This window comes from Pseudoalteromonas sp. 3D05 (assembly GCF_002723455.1).
In the GTDB taxonomy this organism is placed as follows: Bacteria; Pseudomonadota; Gammaproteobacteria; order Enterobacterales; family Alteromonadaceae; genus Pseudoalteromonas.
The window spans coordinates 1-15365 of record NZ_PDUS01000035.1 but is presented as its reverse complement, the minus strand read 5'-3'; the positions used below and the strand labels follow the sequence as shown (position 1 = coordinate 15365).

10 protein-coding genes are annotated in these 15365 nt (G+C 41.1%); 5 read left to right on the top strand and 5 right to left on the bottom strand.

Features of this window, described 5'->3' with window-relative positions; genetic code table 11:
• Nucleotides 1-553: 553 nt before the first annotated feature.
• The gene (locus CSC79_RS19740) at nt 554-2569 is read right to left on the bottom strand and encodes a TonB-dependent receptor (protein WP_099297850.1); all 2016 of its coding nucleotides are present in this window, start codon (nt 2567-2569) and stop codon (nt 554-556) included.
• Between the two features lie 183 nt (nt 2570-2752).
• Here CSC79_RS19740 and CSC79_RS19735 point away from each other — a divergent pair, with 183 nt between their 5' ends.
• Nucleotides 2753-3928, top strand: coding sequence for a DUF1343 domain-containing protein (locus CSC79_RS19735; RefSeq protein WP_099297848.1), 1176 nt, complete (start codon nt 2753-2755; stop codon nt 3926-3928).
• A gap of 44 nt (nt 3929-3972) precedes the next feature.
• Here CSC79_RS19735 and CSC79_RS19730 read toward each other — a convergent pair whose 3' ends face one another.
• Nucleotides 3973-4761 carry an SIS domain-containing protein gene (locus tag CSC79_RS19730; protein WP_099297846.1) on the bottom strand — a complete coding sequence of 263 codons (789 nt, stop codon included), beginning with the start codon at nt 4759-4761 and terminating at the stop codon, nt 3973-3975.
• Nucleotides 4762-5183: 422 nt separating this feature from the next.
• Here CSC79_RS19730 and pbp4b point away from each other — a divergent pair, with 422 nt between their 5' ends.
• From pbp4b to CSC79_RS19715, 3 genes are all read left to right on the top strand, one after another.
• On the top strand, nt 5184-7628 hold the full coding sequence (gene pbp4b / locus CSC79_RS19725; RefSeq protein ID WP_099297844.1) for a penicillin binding protein PBP4B: 2445 nt from the start codon (nt 5184-5186) through the stop codon (nt 7626-7628).
• Nucleotides 7629-8020: 392 nt separating this feature from the next.
• Nucleotides 8021-9397, top strand: coding sequence for a Na+/H+ antiporter NhaC family protein (locus tag CSC79_RS19720; RefSeq protein WP_099297842.1), 1377 nt, complete (start codon nt 8021-8023; stop codon nt 9395-9397).
• Between the two features lie 414 nt (nt 9398-9811).
• Entirely contained in the window at nt 9812-10630 is an 819-nt protein-coding gene (locus CSC79_RS19715; protein ID WP_099297840.1) for a class I SAM-dependent methyltransferase, read from the top strand.
• Nucleotides 10631-10711: 81 nt separating this feature from the next.
• Here the strand turns inward: CSC79_RS19715 and CSC79_RS19710 are convergent, their stop codons facing one another.
• Nucleotides 10712-11851, bottom strand: a complete 1140-nt coding sequence (locus tag CSC79_RS19710; RefSeq protein ID WP_099297838.1) for a PQQ-dependent sugar dehydrogenase — start codon at nt 11849-11851, stop codon at nt 10712-10714.
• Nucleotides 11852-12056: 205 nt separating this feature from the next.
• Between CSC79_RS19710 and CSC79_RS19705 the strand changes: the two genes are divergently transcribed.
• Nucleotides 12057-13145, top strand: coding sequence for a hypothetical protein (locus tag CSC79_RS19705; RefSeq protein WP_099297836.1), 1089 nt, complete (start codon nt 12057-12059; stop codon nt 13143-13145).
• A gap of 657 nt (nt 13146-13802) precedes the next feature.
• On the opposite strand, the gene CSC79_RS19700 is transcribed toward CSC79_RS19705, so the two are convergent.
• A complete protein-coding gene (locus tag CSC79_RS19700; RefSeq protein ID WP_180270466.1) occupies nt 13803-15008 on the bottom strand; it encodes a PoNe immunity protein domain-containing protein in 1206 nt (401 codons plus the stop codon).
• 4 nt (nt 15009-15012) lie between these two features.
• On the bottom strand, nt 15013-15204 hold the full coding sequence (locus CSC79_RS19695; protein WP_099297832.1) for a hypothetical protein: 192 nt from the start codon (nt 15202-15204) through the stop codon (nt 15013-15015).
• Between the last annotated feature and the right edge of the window lie 161 nt (nt 15205-15365).

Here is a 15365-nt window from a genome sequence, read left to right as displayed (position 1 = left end):
CTGCGCCCACCACTTTCTATTACTATTAAAGTTAATAGAAAAGCAACCGACGAAAGTCGGTTTTTTTATGTCTGAAATAAAGTGAAATTAAAAAAAGTAGTAGGCTACGAACCAGACTATCAGAGGTTCACTCTTACAAGCTACGTCCTGCGCCCAGCACTTTCTATTACTATTAAAGTTAATAGAAAAGCAACCGACGAAAGTCGGTTTTTTTATGTCTAAAATAAAGTGAAATTGAAAAGAGTAGTAGGCTGCGAACCAGACTATCAGAGGTTCACTCTTACAAGCTACGTCCTGCGCCCACCACTTTCTATTACTATTAAAGTTAATAGAAAAGCAACCGACGAAAGTCGGTTTTTTTATGTCTGAAATAAAGTGAAATTAAAAAGAGTAGTAGGCTGCGAACCAGACTATCAAAGGTTCACTCTTACAAGCTACGTCCTGCGCCCAGCACTTTTATATCACTTAGTTGTTATGGCTTATATTTGGTGAAGTTAAAACAGCTGATAATGCTCTATGGCTCAATTGATTTGAGCCATATTAAGATTATCAATTAAAACAATAAACTCACATTAAGGCGTATGGTACGTGGTTCAATAGGGTGGAAGTGGTTATCTTCAACACCTTCGTTTGGCTCACCTGCTAATCGAGAAGCATAGTAGTAATCAATGTCATGATCAGTGCTGTCAAACATGTTTAATAGCTCCAAGCCAACCTTCCAATGAGTTTGTTGATAGCTAAGCAACCCGTTTACGACTGTAAGCGGTTCAGAGCGCTTACTACCATCATCATTAAGTGTGCGTTTACCAATATGACGAATACGAACTGAACTCTGCCATTGCTCATTTAAGTGCCAGTTAATACCTGCGCTTGCCACCACGGGCACTGCACCTTCAACGCGATCGTTGTCACCACTAATATCTAGTCTTGAATGTGTAAATGACGCTTCTGCATCAAGGCTGACAGCTTCGTCTAACCAATAATAAGCACTCACCTCAAGGCCATAACGATTAGATGCATCACTGGCCTCTGTATTACCTGCATCGCCGACAAATAAAAGCTCGGAGTCTAATTGCAGCCACCACATAGCAGCCGAAATATTAAAACGTTTTTCATCAAAGTACCTAACACCCAGCTCACCACCTTCGCTCTGTACAAGAAGATCAACTTTATCGGTTGGTGCTAAGCTAACTGGATCTAGAGTGATAGTTGCGCCGCGAGCATCATTAGAGTGAAATGACTGCCCCCAATTTGCATAACCTGCCAAGTTATCAGTAAACACATAGCTAAGGCTTGCTTTAAAGCTAACTAAGTCGTCATCGGCATCACCTGAATTTAAGCGGTTATCGCCACTTACTTGGGCATCAAGGTAATCGTAACGAGCACCTAGAGTAGCCTCTAAGCGTTCAGTTAAACTCAATACGCTTTGCCAATAGGCTGAGTAGCTTGTTTCACTTATATCATCTTCTCTCACTGTTGATAGATACTCCCTCGCTTGGGTATTGTATAAACCAACCTTATCAATATTGTCATTACGAAGGTCTAAGCCAACAGTGTGAGTAACAGGTATTTGACTGATTTGTTGAGCAAATTGATAGCTAAGTGCAGCGCCAGAAATAGTACGGCTATCACGCTGTCTAAACTGATCGCCGTTGATTGGATCATTTAAAAAGTAAGAGAAATTTGAATACAAGCTTAGGTCGTAATCAATCACATAAGCGTTTGCTGAGAGGTTTCGACCTTGCCAGTTAGTTGATAGGCTATAGCGACTTGAGCTGCCTCCTAGAGTTTTATCGAGCGAACCAAGCTGTGAAATAATGCCTTGATCAACAGCTCGCTGCGGTATTTGATCTGCTGAGTTCCATTGGTTATCGTAAGCCATAGCCGTGATTGATAGGTCGCCACCTGCTAGGCTACCCGCATAACGCAGTAGTGCATTTTTTTTGTTTACATCTTCATCTATATCTTGCCAAGGGCCATCATAACCTTGCCACTCAACAGCACCAATAAGCTTTCCTTGCCCCACATTAGTGTAGCCCAATGCTACGCCTCTAAGGTAGCTGTCTTCACCAAGGGTAAAATCAAGCTGCTGATGTTTAGGGTTATCGGCTAAATTAAAATAGGCGCTACCAGCGGCAGAAAAATCGCCTTGCGATGCATCGTAACTGCCTTTTTTATAGCTTACTGTTGCGATTGTTTCAGGGATAATAAAGTTTAAGTCAGTGTAACCTTGGCCGTGCCCGTGGCTGCGCATGTTAATTGGCATGCCATCAATGTTAGTGGCAAAGTCAGTGCCGTGATCAAGGTTAAAGCCGCGAATAAAATATTGATTCGCTTTGCCAGAACCACTGTGCTGAGTAACAGCCATACCTGGGATAAGTTCCAGCATTTCAGTACTGCGCAGCATGGGTCTGTCTTCAATTTCGCCTTGACCGATAATGCCGCTTGATGCGCTTATCGACTCGCCAATAAGCCCTGTACGATGACCATAAACAGTTATTTTTTCAATATTTGCCAACGCTTGCTCGTGGCAAAAAATGCAGCAAGTTAATAAAAGCAGTTTTTTCATTTTATCAATCCTTATGTAATTATACTCAAGTAACGATTGGTCAAGCGATTTGGATGCAATAAAATTTAATAAACTCAAGTTTGAAATAATACCCTGTGCTTTTGGGCAGAAAACTAAATCCTAAGCAGCTCTTTAAACTAGGCTGTGTTATTTTAAACACCTTGTTTAAAAGGAGCTTGCTGTATGTTTCCAATAAGATTTTTTATGGTACTTTTTATACTCAGTACCGTGACTACGGTTACCGCTCAGGCTAATGACGGCAAAAATGCTATTTCAGTTGGTGCGCAGCAGTTTGCTTTGTACTTACCGCAATTAAAAGATAAACAAGTTGGGTTGGTGGTTAACCAAACTTCTGTGGTGGGGCGCACGCATTTAGTCGATAGCTTATTAGCTAAAAATGTAAGCATAACTAAAATCTTTGCACCTGAGCATGGTTTTCGTGGTGACTATGACGCCGGAGCACATGTTAAAAATACCGTTGATAGTAAAACAGGTATTCCACTCATTTCTATTTACGGTAAAAACAAAAAGCCAAGCGCAGCCCAATTAAGCGGCCTTGATGTAATTATTTTTGATATTCAAGATGTTGGTGTGCGGTTTTATACTTATATCAGCTCTATGCATTACATGATGGAGGCAGCAGCTGAACAAGGCATAGAGTTTATTGTGCTTGATAGACCTAACCCAAATATTAGCCATATTGATGGGCCAATTTTAAAGCCACAGTTTAAATCGTTTGTGGGCATGCACCCAATTCCTGTATTACACGGTATGACGGTAGGTGAGCTTGCTAAAATGATAAAAGGCGAGAAGTGGATCAGTAATGCCGCTGATCTAAAGTTAAGCGTCGTTCCAGTCGCTCATTACACGCGCACCAGCCGTTACAGTTTACCAATTAAACCGAGTCCTAATTTACCTAATGATCAGGCTATTGGGCTTTATCCTTCGTTGTGTTTTTTTGAGGCAACCCCCATTTCAATTGGTCGAGGTACCGATTTCCCGTTTCAAGTGGTTGGCTTTTCGCCTCTACCATTGGGTGAATTTAACTTCACTCCTCGTGCAATCAAGGGAGCAGCAATGAATCCTAAGTTTAAAGGCATTGAGGTATCTGGATTAGATTTACGCCAAAGCGATATTAAGGGGATGGAGTTAGCGCTTTTTATTTCGGCATACAAGCAATTAAAAGCTAACAATATAACTTTTTTTGAACGAAAAGACTTTATGGATAAGCTTGCAGGCACAGATCAGTTACGCTTGGCTATTGAAGCAGGGCATTCAGTGGAGCATATTAAGCAAAGTTGGCAGCCAGAACTTAGCCGTTTTAAGTTACAGCGTGCGCCTTATTTATTATACCGGTAGGCCAGTTAATCGGCCTCAATAAAAGTACTGAGGCTGCAGAATGCTTAACGAATTGACTGGGTGAGTGACATAAATAACATATCAATCACAAAATCTTGTGCTGTACGCGTCAATATAGACTGAAGCCGAGCCGACTTCTCATCTGCAATAGTATACAGTTGCACATGAGCTGAGTTTGCAACGGGGTTACTGCCATACTTAGTTAATGATATTACATTGCAGTTGTTTTGCTTTGCGTGCTTGATGACATTTACAATGTTTGGTGTGCAGCCAGATTCAGTGATCGCAATAATTAAATCATTGTTATCAAACGTTTTTACATAAGGAAGTAGCACTGCATGGTTTAATTCTGCTATTGCAGGTATGCCAAGCTGTTGCAGTTTGTGTGAAAAGCCTTTTGCAATCAGCCCTGAATCATCTTCACCACATATTAAAATGCGTTTGGACCCTTTAATTAACGCCACCGCGCGTTCAAATGCCGCTGTTTCATTAAGGTCTTTAGTTTCGTTCAGTACAGCATGTTGGTTGCTGATCAGTTTTTCACTTAATTGTTCAATGGTATCACTACGCGTGATTTTGCCCTGAGGTTTAGGCTCAAAGGGTTCTCCATTTAATGCATCAATAACGGCTAGTTTAAATGCTGGAAAGCCTTTATAACCGAGCTTTTGCGAAAACTTTACAACACTAGATTGACTTACACCCACTGCAATTGCGAGTTCGTTAGAGGAAAGATTTCTAATTTCATTTGCCGAATTTAATGTGAAGTCTGCAAGCTTTGCTTCACTGCTCGAAAGAGACTGACGTAACGCTTTGATTTTAATAAAAGTGGACATACTACTCACTTATTAAGGTATTTGTCGTATTTATAGCATTAAATAGAATAATTTTGTACCTGTTTTGTGTTCAGGTGTTACCACCTGTAAATTGAGAGCACCGACTAATAAATAAAATATTTCAGTTGTATTTTGCAAGGGGACTGTTTCTATTCTCAATGATATTTATTTTAACTCATAAATATTATGCAGTTACTGCTATTTTTTATTTAATTTAATGGTTCGCATAAATAAAAAACTCTAACCTCCTCCCACGTTGTACTGTTTGAAACGCTATAAACTATTACGCTTAACGCTGAATTAACTCTAGAGGTCATAAAAATAGAAAACCACCTAAATTGGCGTTATGCTTAACAGGTTGTATATAAATAAATTTGCCACATAAATTGGATGATAATTCGCTGTTTTATAATGAGAAGGCTATGACGTTTGTATCTTGGTTTAAGAACATCAGTTTATTTATCATCGTATTTTTTTTGATGAGCTGCGCCTCTTCACTTTATGAATATTCACAATCTGAAAATTACAGTCACCGTGTTAAGTTTTTAGTGATGCATTACACAGGAGCAGATTTTAACTCATCACTGACTCGGTTAACGCAAAAAGGCGAGGAAAGTGCACATTACTTATTACCTGCCCAAAATGGTGCAACTTACCTCAACGACAAACTTAAAATAATTCAGTTAGTTGATGAGCAACACAGAGCCTTACATGCTGGCCCGAGCTTTTGGCAAGGGCGAAATGAACTCAACGATCATGCCATTGGTATTGAAATTGTTAACATACCAACATGTCATGCCCCAGAGTTAAATACAGCCCTTCAGCAGCATACTAGTGCCTCCAAGCTATGTATTTATCCTGATTATGATGCAGAACAAATTGCATTATTAATTGAACTCAGTAAATCAATTTTAGAACGTAACCCTGATATAGGGCCTACACAAGTTGTTGGTCATGCTGATATTGCACCGAGCCGCGAAAATGACCCGGGCCCGCGTTTTCCATGGTATCAATTATACCAAGCAGGTATTGGCGCTTGGTATGACAATGAAACCGTTGAAAAATATTGGCAGCATTTTAGTGTGGCTAAGCCTTCAATTGTTTTAATGCAAAAAGCGCTTCGCGATTATGGTTATGACGTACAGCCAAGTAATCAATTAGATTCACAAACGTTCGATACCTTAAACGCGTTTCAAATGCATTTTTTACCCTGGCATGTCAGTGGTGATGCAGATGCACGCACTGCATCAGTGCTATTTGCTTTGCTCGAAAAGTACTTTCCTGAAAAAGTAGCGCAATTAATGCGGCAATATCACCAATCGCAAAAACGAGGCACTAAGCCAATAAAACCGTTAGCGAACGCGCAGGTTACTGCCAGAGTTCCCGCTTTGAACCCAAGCAGCAGAGCATTGGTGAATGATCGAGGTACATTTAAAGCGTACCGAGGTCGAGGGGAATTAATTATTGAAAATGATAATGCAACCAGTGCAGATATTTTTATTAACGGTGAAAAAGTCAATATTGCTAATCCACTTAATCATCAGCAGCTTTATCAATACAGTTTAGCTAAGCGTACGCATAATGGTATGAATACCTTTAAAGTTGAAAACGTAATGCCAGAGGGTGCGGGTTTAACGTTGCATTTCCCTTATCCAACTTTGAGCGATAGGCAAAGCACACACATTAACTTTGATGCTGTTGATGAGCTAATCAATGACGAGATAAACAATGGTTTTCCAGGTGCTGTATTAGCGGTGATAAAAAATGGCAACATCATCAAGTTGAGCCAATATGGTGATGCTAAAAAGTACCACAGTGATGGCACGCTGTTAGCTAATCCACAAAAAATGCAAGCCGATACGTTATTTGATATTGCCTCTAATTCAAAAATGTTTGCCACTAATTTTGCACTAATGCGGCTAGCAAGCGAAGGCAAGCTAGATGTTGAAAAACCGCTTATTAATTACTTACCAGAGTTTAGAGGAAATGGGCGAGAACAGCGGACTGTTAAAGACTTGTTGACTCATCGAGCAGGCTTTCCTGCTGTGGTTGATTTTCATCGCAAAGATAATAAGTTAGGTGAGCAATTTTTTTCACAAAATAGCACGCGTACTAAAAATTTATTGCTAACCGGTGTGCCGTTTATTGCTGGGCGCAACGTGAGTCATATTTACTCTGATATTGATTATATGCTGTTGGGTATACTCGTTGAGCGTTTATCGGGGCAATCATTAGATAGCTACGTTGAAGGTCATATTTATCAACCCTTGGGGTTAATGAATACCGTGTTTAACCCATTGCAAAAAGGGTTCATTAAACAGCAAATTGCTGCTACTGAGCTTCAAGGTAATACCCGAGGTGGCCGTATTGAGTTTGATAATGTGCGCACGGATGTTCTCCAAGGCCAAGTACATGATGAAAAAGCTTATTATTCTTTTGATGGAGTAGCAGGGCATGCAGGGCTGTTCAGTACAGCACGTGATTTAAGTGTACTTACACAGGTGCTATTAAATGGCGGTGGTTACGCTAATAAGCAACTATTTAACGCCCAAGTGCTTGAGCAGTTTATTGCGCCGCAACCGACCAACCAAACCTACGGTCTTGGTTGGCGCCGGGCAGGCCATCAAGCGCGTAAATGGCACTTTGGCCCGTATGCAAGCCCGCAAGCTTATGGACATACAGGATGGACAGGCACAGTTACAGTGATAGACCCAACTTATGATTTAGCGATTATTTTACTCACTAATGCTCGACACACACCTGTTGAAGGCGGTGATATCCATTATGAATTTGCCGGGAAAAAGTTTGAAACCGGTAAATATGGTTCAGTGATCTCGCTTATCTATGAAGCGATATTAAATCATTAGTCGAATTAAGTTGAGTTTATTACACAACCGATTAAGCTACTTGGGTCTGTTGGTCTTTCAAGATTGAAATTTGTTCAATTTGGAGATGCTAAAGCGCGGCGCTAGATTTTTGAGCTACTGGACTAGGTAAATTTGGGCTACAAAGAGCTAATCGCCCTTAGGCCTAATAATCCTTCGAGCAACGTAAGTTTGGCGTTAATGCTGCGTTTTTGTCTATTTTTGTGGTACACCACACTGCATACACTCTGTCTTGTCTAATAACTAAACATGCAGCTGCAAATTTAATCTCAAAGATAAACAGGCCCTAGGTTTGTTCTACCCTTCATCATATAATTGAAGGCACATAACTATAAGAGTGGGCACGACTCACTAATTATTAAGGTTAACGTTTTATGCATTGGTATTCTATTTTACCGCCGCTGATCGCGATTGCTATCGTGTTTTGGCGAAAAGAAGTGATTATGGCATTGCTTGTTGCAGTGGCATCTTCAGAGTTCTTACTCGCTTTGCAAGGCGATGGGAATAGCGTATTTACGACATTTTTAAATACCATTGAGCGTATTATTTCGGTGGCAAGTTCGCCGGGGAACACTCGTATACTCATATTTAGTATTTTAATTGGGGCGTTACTTGCCTATATTCGCGAATCAGGCGGTGTTGCCGCCACAGTAAACATGTTGATGAATAAAGGCATCGCCAAAAACAAACGCCAAGTGGGCTTTTTAACCATGTTTACTGGTGTGGCGGTGTTTATAGAATCAAACTTAAGCGTGCTTACCTCGGGTATTGTGTCACGTGGGTTGTTTGATAAATTTAAAATGAGCCGCGCGCGTTTGGCCTACATTATTGATAGTACCAGTGCGCCAGTGTGTATTTTGATATTGCTTAATGGCTGGGGCGCATTTGTGCTTGGCTTATTAGGCAACTACGAACTGGGTGAGTCAGCTGTATCTGTGCTGTGGGGCAGTGTTGGTTTTAACTTTTATGCCATAATTACCTTGGTTATCGTATTTTATACCATTGCGTTTGACAAAGTTCACGGCCCAATGAAACAGGCTGAGGAAAAGCTAGAGTTACAAAAAAACGAGCTTAAAGAAGACGTTAAAGGCTCTAAAGCGCGCTTTATGTTGGTGCCTTTACTCACGCTGATTGTTAGCATGGTTGGCTTTATGTTGTATACGGGTAATGGAGTACTGGCAGAGGGCAGCGGCTCTAAATCGGTATTGTATGCCACGGTACTGGCTATTGTTGTAGCTTATTGCTTAATGATCAGCTCACGTCAATTTACGCACCATCAATTAGTCGATACCGGCTTTAAAGGTATGGGTGAACTGCTGCCATTGGTGAGCATTGTTTTGCTGTCGTTAACATTGGGTGCCAGCTTAAAAGAGCTCGGTACAGGTGTATTTGTGGCATCACTTGTTGGTGATTACTTGCCTATCTACTTAATTGTGCCGGTGCTGTTTTTAACCGGTGCTGTGATGTCGTTTACCACAGGCACATCATGGGGCACGTTTGCGATTTTGATTCCTATCGGCGTACCGCTTATTCAAGCGCTTGGTTTACCGCCATCGCTAGTAGTGGGCGCTATTTTAGGTGGCGGCATTTTTGGTGATCACTGCTCGCCAATATCCGACACCAGTGCGGTATCAGCGCTGGCATCCGGGTGTGATTTACTGACTCACGTTAAAACCCAAATGCCGTATGCACTATTCGCTGGTGGCTTAACCTTTGTGGCCTACCTCATTACCAGTATTATTGTGTTGTAGGTTGGGTAGAGCGTAGCGAAACCCAATACGGTAACAGATAAAAGCCTGCATTGATGCAGGCTTTTTTGTAGTTTGCGACCAGCTGAATAATTAAACAGCAGCCTATTGATGGCTTGCTCCTTGCTGATAAATCAATATTTTTTATCGCAAACAGTGAGCCTTAATCGAATTGTAAGTGTATAACCGTATTAAACTTAACTAACCTGAACTCTGGATAATAAATCTATCTCCAGCGGCTACTTTCAACGCTAACTGCGTTGAATTTACTTGCAATAGACCAGCTATTGACGCGTAAATTCGCCTTGTTATCGCTAAAAGTCTCCGGCTGGAGACTAGTAAATATATTTGTGATTTAATATCAATACATTAGTACATCTCTTAACCAGAGTTCAGGTTAAGCTCAAGGAAATAAGAATGAAAAAAACAAACCTCATGTTGCCTCTGGCTATTCTTGTAAGCGCAGCGATGCCATTAACTGCATTTGCCGATGGTCATGGTAAACACCATGTCGATCATTCGCACCGTAGTGACGCAAATCAACAGCGTGATGAATTTCGTAAACCCTATCAAACACTCGCATTCTTTGGTGTAAAACCATCAGACAAAGTCATCGAAATCATGCCAGGTGGCGGTTGGTACACGGAAATTTTAGCGCCAATGCTAAAAGAAAAAGGCGAGTTAGTCGCTGCGCATTACCCGATGAGTACACCTTCAGAATACCGCAAGCGTTCACGCGTGAAGTTTGAAGAAAAGCTCGCTGATAATAAAGGCGTGTATGGCAAGGTGACGATGGCAGATTTTGACCCTAAAGCAGCGGTTGATGCCAAAGCGATGAATGCTGACGTTGTATTAACGTTCAGAGGGTTGCATGGCCTGCAAAACGTTAATGATTTAGCAGCTTCATTCAGCCAGTTTAATCAAATGCTTAAAAAAGGGGGCACCTTGGGCGTGGTGCAACATCAAGCGCCAGAAGGGGGGGACGCTGTTGCAACGGCTAAAAAAGGGTATTTACCTAAATCACACGTGGTTGCTGTTGCAAAAGCGGCTGGGTTTGATTTAGACGCCGAAGCGTATTTTCATAATAATAGCTTAGACCGCATTATTGTAGATGGCGTTGAGCGTGGCGTATGGGCACTACCACCGTCATTAAATGTTGAGTCAGACGCAGATAAAGAAAAGTTTAAAAAAGTGGGTGAATCAAACCGCATGACGTTGTTATTTAAAAAGCGTTAATACATAAAGTAATTAAAAAAGCCGGGGCTTAAAACTAAGTCCCGGCTTTTTTATATCAGCAAAGTGATGCTGGTGGTTAAATTAGCTTTTTGGCACAATTTTGAATATGCCCATACCATCAATGCCCAGATATAAATCACCATTTGGGTGAGTTGAAATACTTCTTACTCGGCCAGCCCCTTCAAATAACTTACTGTGGCCCGTTATTTTACTGCCATCGAGTTCAAGCAGTACTAAGTGAGCAAACTTCATCGAGCCAATCACGATGCTGCCTTGCCATTGTGGGTATTTATCACTGCTGCTAACAAACTCCATACCCGATGGCGCAATAGATGGCACCCAAATCCAATCAGGTTGTTGCATGCCTTCGCGAGATGTTTCATCGGTAATGGTGCTGCCGTTGTAATTAATGCCGTAGGTTATTTCAGGCCAGCCATAGTTTGCACCGGGTTTAATTACATTCACTTCATCGCCCCCACGCGGGCCATGTTCATGAGTCCATATTGCACCTGTTTCTGGGTGCATCGCCATGCCTTGTGGGTTACGGTGGCCGTATGAATAAATACTTTGGCGTGCATCTTTTTTATTATAAAACGGGTTTGATGTTGGAATAGAGCCATCTGCATTGATACGGTGAATTTTACCCGCATCATGGGCGAGGTTTTGCGGGTGTACATCGCGGTTACCACGATCGCCGATTGAAAAATAAAGATACCCGTCTTTGTCAAACTCGATGCGCGAACCATAATGATAGGTTGTTTTGGTGTTTGGGCCGCCATCGAACAATAATTGCTGATCTATGAGCGCCATGTCTTTTAATCGCGCACGCATAATCGAGGTGTTATAGCCTTCCTCATCGCCTTCATAGCCAGAGTAAGATAAGTAAATCCAGCCATTGTCTTTAAAATTTGGGTCAAGCTCTATATCCAGTAAACCACCTTGTCGCTCAGCATGTACTTTTGGCACACCACTAATAGGCTTTTCTACAAGTTTACCATTGCGAATTAATCTAAGCTCACCGGCACGGTCTGTTACTAAAAGGTCTTGTTCGTTAAGCCACACCATGCCCCATGGAATTTGAACTCCCTTGGCAACTAATTCAAGTTCATACTTATCTGCGCTTTTAGCAACTGGAATAGGCTGCTCAGGTTGCGCGCTGGCAAACATAGAGCCCAGCCCCAGCAGGCTCAAAACTACGCTGGTGCACAAAGACTTTTTCATATTAACTCCATCAATTAAATCGGCTGATACTACAATAGCGTGATACGCACGAAATTGTTACTAGGATTCAACAAAGTGCGATTAGCGGCAGAAAAATAAGATAGGAGGAAGTATAAAGCGACGCATGCTTTGCGCTGTACTGGGGGTGTATTGACGTTAGAAATAGAATATATTAACTGTGTTTACAATAGTATAGGGATTTACCGTGTCAGCTCAGAGCAATTTTCAAAATAATGTACTAGAAAAAATAACAAAACAAAATGCACTCGCAGCCGCACTCGGCGCTGTCTTTTGGTGTATACCAATTTTAGTGTTATGGATGTTTGTTTATGAGTTAAAACCAGCAGCAGCGACTGTTATGTTATGGCTCAGTGGCGCGTTAATAGGTTTAGCTGTTAGGTTTCATGGTCGTGGCTATGAACGGCTATTTTCTGTAATCGGTTTTGTGTCTCACGCGTGTATTGTTTTAATTGCCTGGGATGTGCAAATAGTGATTGGTGGCAATGTGTTGTCTGTTATTTTGATTGGCATATATGTACTCGGCGCTTGGAGCGCGGCCTACCTTTCACGTATCAACATCTCAATGCATGACTACAAAGCATTTGATGCGTTTTTTGCATGTCCTGATTACTTACAACAAAAAAAGTTAAAAAACAGGTGGTTTGTGGTTCTACCTTTGGTGCTAGTGCTGACTTTTGTGGTTGGTTATATTGTTGCCATTGCGGTGCTTATTTTTCAAGAAGGGCAGTACATAGAAAATGAAAAGAACCAGCAAGCACAGCATGCAGCCGATTTTCGCGATAAGCACATAGATACCAGTGATGAAGCGCTCGCTACAATAAGCCAGCATAAAGCACTTACTTATGCTTTTGCTTACCACTCAGGTAGGCAGTTTGATGTTCAAGGGCGCTACCTAGGTAAATACCCACAAGATAGCTACCAAGCGCAATTAATTCTGCGTTATTTAGCAGAGCAAAAAAGTAACCCCCGCGCTCAATTTATACTAGGCAAAATACTCGATAGCAAAAAAGGCGACGCACTCATTAAGCAAGCACAACAGGGCGGCGATACTTTTGCAAGGCTTTACAGTATTTATGAATTTGGTTGTTTTATGGATGCTAAAAAAGGCAGGCAGTTACTCAACAGTTTTGCTAAAAATATTGAAGAGCAATCAGTAAAAATTGATATCCATGGCATGCTCAGTGATGACTTTAACAACCATTGCCAAGTGTTAGACAACCCCGAATTTGATTATCGTTATATAAAAGATTACCAGCTTAAAAAGTCTTTGTAGGTTGGGTAGAGTGCAACGAAACCCAACGGGTTTTAATTGTAGGTCGTCCTTTAGGGCGAAAAAAGTGAATTTCACCACCGAGAGCAAAGAGGCGCTTCGCTGCACAGAGGTTAAATAGTGGTTATAGAAGGTGGTATTAGCCGAAGTGTTAACACCAGTGATAAGTTAACCACCGTAGGCGCTAAGCTTGCTGGCGCGGTTGTTTTTTCACCGTTGCTAACTTGTTGCTTTCAGGTCGCATTTTTACACATATTGTCATGATAAATCCGCGACCTACATTAAAAACCTTATTCAAGGTTTAGCTTGCTGGCGGCAACCAAGAGGCGGCTGCCGACAGTCGCCCCTTGGAACCCCACGGCGCCCAAGCATCACGCTTAATCCTTCAATGCGTAATTGATGTGAACGTAAACGGCGAAGATAGGCCATTCATGGCCTAGTTTCGCCTTATCGCGCATTGCCTACATGGATGTAGGTACTTAGGATTTGTCGGGAACAAAATCCTGCCATGCGCGATATTACTCATCAATTACTTATTTTCAGGGCGTGATGACGGGGAAGGGTGTTAAACGTGAGATTGGTGTTTGGTCTTGGCTGGGTGCAAGACCTTGATCCTATAAATGTGGCGCTGCACATGAACCCGCGAATTCTTATAATCTTTTATTCATAACGAATCGACTTCAGCAAACGCTCTATTATAGGTAAGCAGTGTGTTTTATCTTTTTCCATAAAGGTAAACGTTAAACCCATAAAATATTTGTCAAATTTTAAAGCGTATACCAAGTAAGAAGTGACTTCAGTTTCGCCTTTCCAAACGCCTTGCATCAATTGTTCTTTAACAGTGCCAATGGGGAGGTTTCGTTCATTTTCAACTCCAACCCGTTTATACCATGGCATATGCTTCATTAATGCTTCATACCTCCCTGACGCAAATGAGTCTAATGTATTTTCGTCACTTTGGTACACAGTGCCGGCACACTCCAAACCTTCATCATGGGTGATTAATGATAAGCGTTGCTCACTCTCATTTAGCCAAGCACCATCAAGCGATAGAGTTAGTCGAGTTAAGCCAGGGTAAGTGACTGTATTTAATGCCTGCTCTTTTTGTTGAAGCTCTTTTTTAACGCCCTTTTCTTTCGGTAACTGTTCTGGTAGATCAAAAAAACCATAAGGAAAATATTTACCAAAATGAGTGTTTTTTAGGCTTATACCACGCATTTTTGCAACAGCAGCGGCTTCTACTGCCCAGTACCCAAAATAACCTATATGATAATCATCATTGTGGCTATTGTACCAATGTAAGCCTTTATAACGAATGTACCATTTTTTAGAATACTTTTTCAGTTCTTCTAAAAATTCACAATCGTCACTAATATTTGAGATAGTCAAAATTTGACCGATTTTTTTAAGGCGAACATCTTGACCTAGTTGTATATTGTTTGAACGATAACTCAACAGTTTTGCCAATATATAGCCATTACTGCCGCTACTTTGCCATTTTTCAGCCAATAATGCCCACGCTTTATCACTAACATCAACCAAAATAGCCAATGAAATAAGTTTGACTAATGTATATACACTATGTGGATAGCTACTCCACTCATTGTCTGTTTTAAGATAGTAAGTGATAGTCCGCTCGACTGTTTCTCTTATTGTGTCAATACTATGACCGAGTGAAAACTGACAGATTGATAATTCTATCCCACGGTTTATTAAACTATTTGATATTCTTTTCAATTGTTCATGTTCAAGCTTTTGCGATCCAAGCATTTTCGATTCAATAACACTTTCATCATGCGCTAACATGCTCATTCTATTCGCATAGAATTGTTTTAGTTTTTCTTCACGATTAGGGTAATCCCGCATTACATTAGCCACCATTAATTTGAGTCACTCTGGCAGCCTTACCACGAGGTATTTTTGGTCTGCCACCACTAACATGAACAATTTTTGAATAAGTAATTGTTCCATTTTCAGTTGTCCTAGCCAACACAGGCATGTAGTTGGCTCGTATTTTATCTTTTACGTCTTCATTTACAGACAGTTTATCAATGCGCTTCATAATACATTGTTAAAGAAAAATTTAATCGCTTAATCTAGGGTCTGTTGACCTTTCAAGGTTAAATTTGCAGCAGTCTGTTTGGTATTTAGGCAAGGCAGCGCCTATGTCGTGTGGTTATTCCCCATAAATAGGTGATAACACAGCATCAATGCCAAACAGGC

Excerpts from the sequence above, each read along its gene's own strand:
- CSC79_RS19740 (WP_099297850.1), bottom strand. The coding sequence starts at position 2,569 with ATGAAAAAACTGCTTTTATTAACTTGCTGCATTTTTTGCCACGAGCAA.
- CSC79_RS19735 (WP_099297848.1), top strand. The coding sequence starts at position 2,753 with ATGTTTCCAATAAGATTTTTTATGGTACTTTTTATACTCAGTACCGTG.
- CSC79_RS19730 (WP_099297846.1), bottom strand. The coding sequence starts at position 4,761 with ATGTCCACTTTTATTAAAATCAAAGCGTTACGTCAGTCTCTTTCGAGC.
- pbp4b (WP_099297844.1), top strand. The coding sequence starts at position 5,184 with ATGACGTTTGTATCTTGGTTTAAGAACATCAGTTTATTTATCATCGTA.
- CSC79_RS19720 (WP_099297842.1), top strand. The coding sequence starts at position 8,021 with ATGCATTGGTATTCTATTTTACCGCCGCTGATCGCGATTGCTATCGTG.
- CSC79_RS19715 (WP_099297840.1), top strand. The coding sequence starts at position 9,812 with ATGAAAAAAACAAACCTCATGTTGCCTCTGGCTATTCTTGTAAGCGCA.
- CSC79_RS19710 (WP_099297838.1), bottom strand. The coding sequence starts at position 11,851 with ATGAAAAAGTCTTTGTGCACCAGCGTAGTTTTGAGCCTGCTGGGGCTG.
- CSC79_RS19700 (WP_180270466.1), bottom strand. The coding sequence starts at position 15,008 with ATGCGGGATTACCCTAATCGTGAAGAAAAACTAAAACAATTCTATGCG.
- CSC79_RS19695 (WP_099297832.1), bottom strand. The coding sequence starts at position 15,204 with ATGAAGCGCATTGATAAACTGTCTGTAAATGAAGACGTAAAAGATAAA.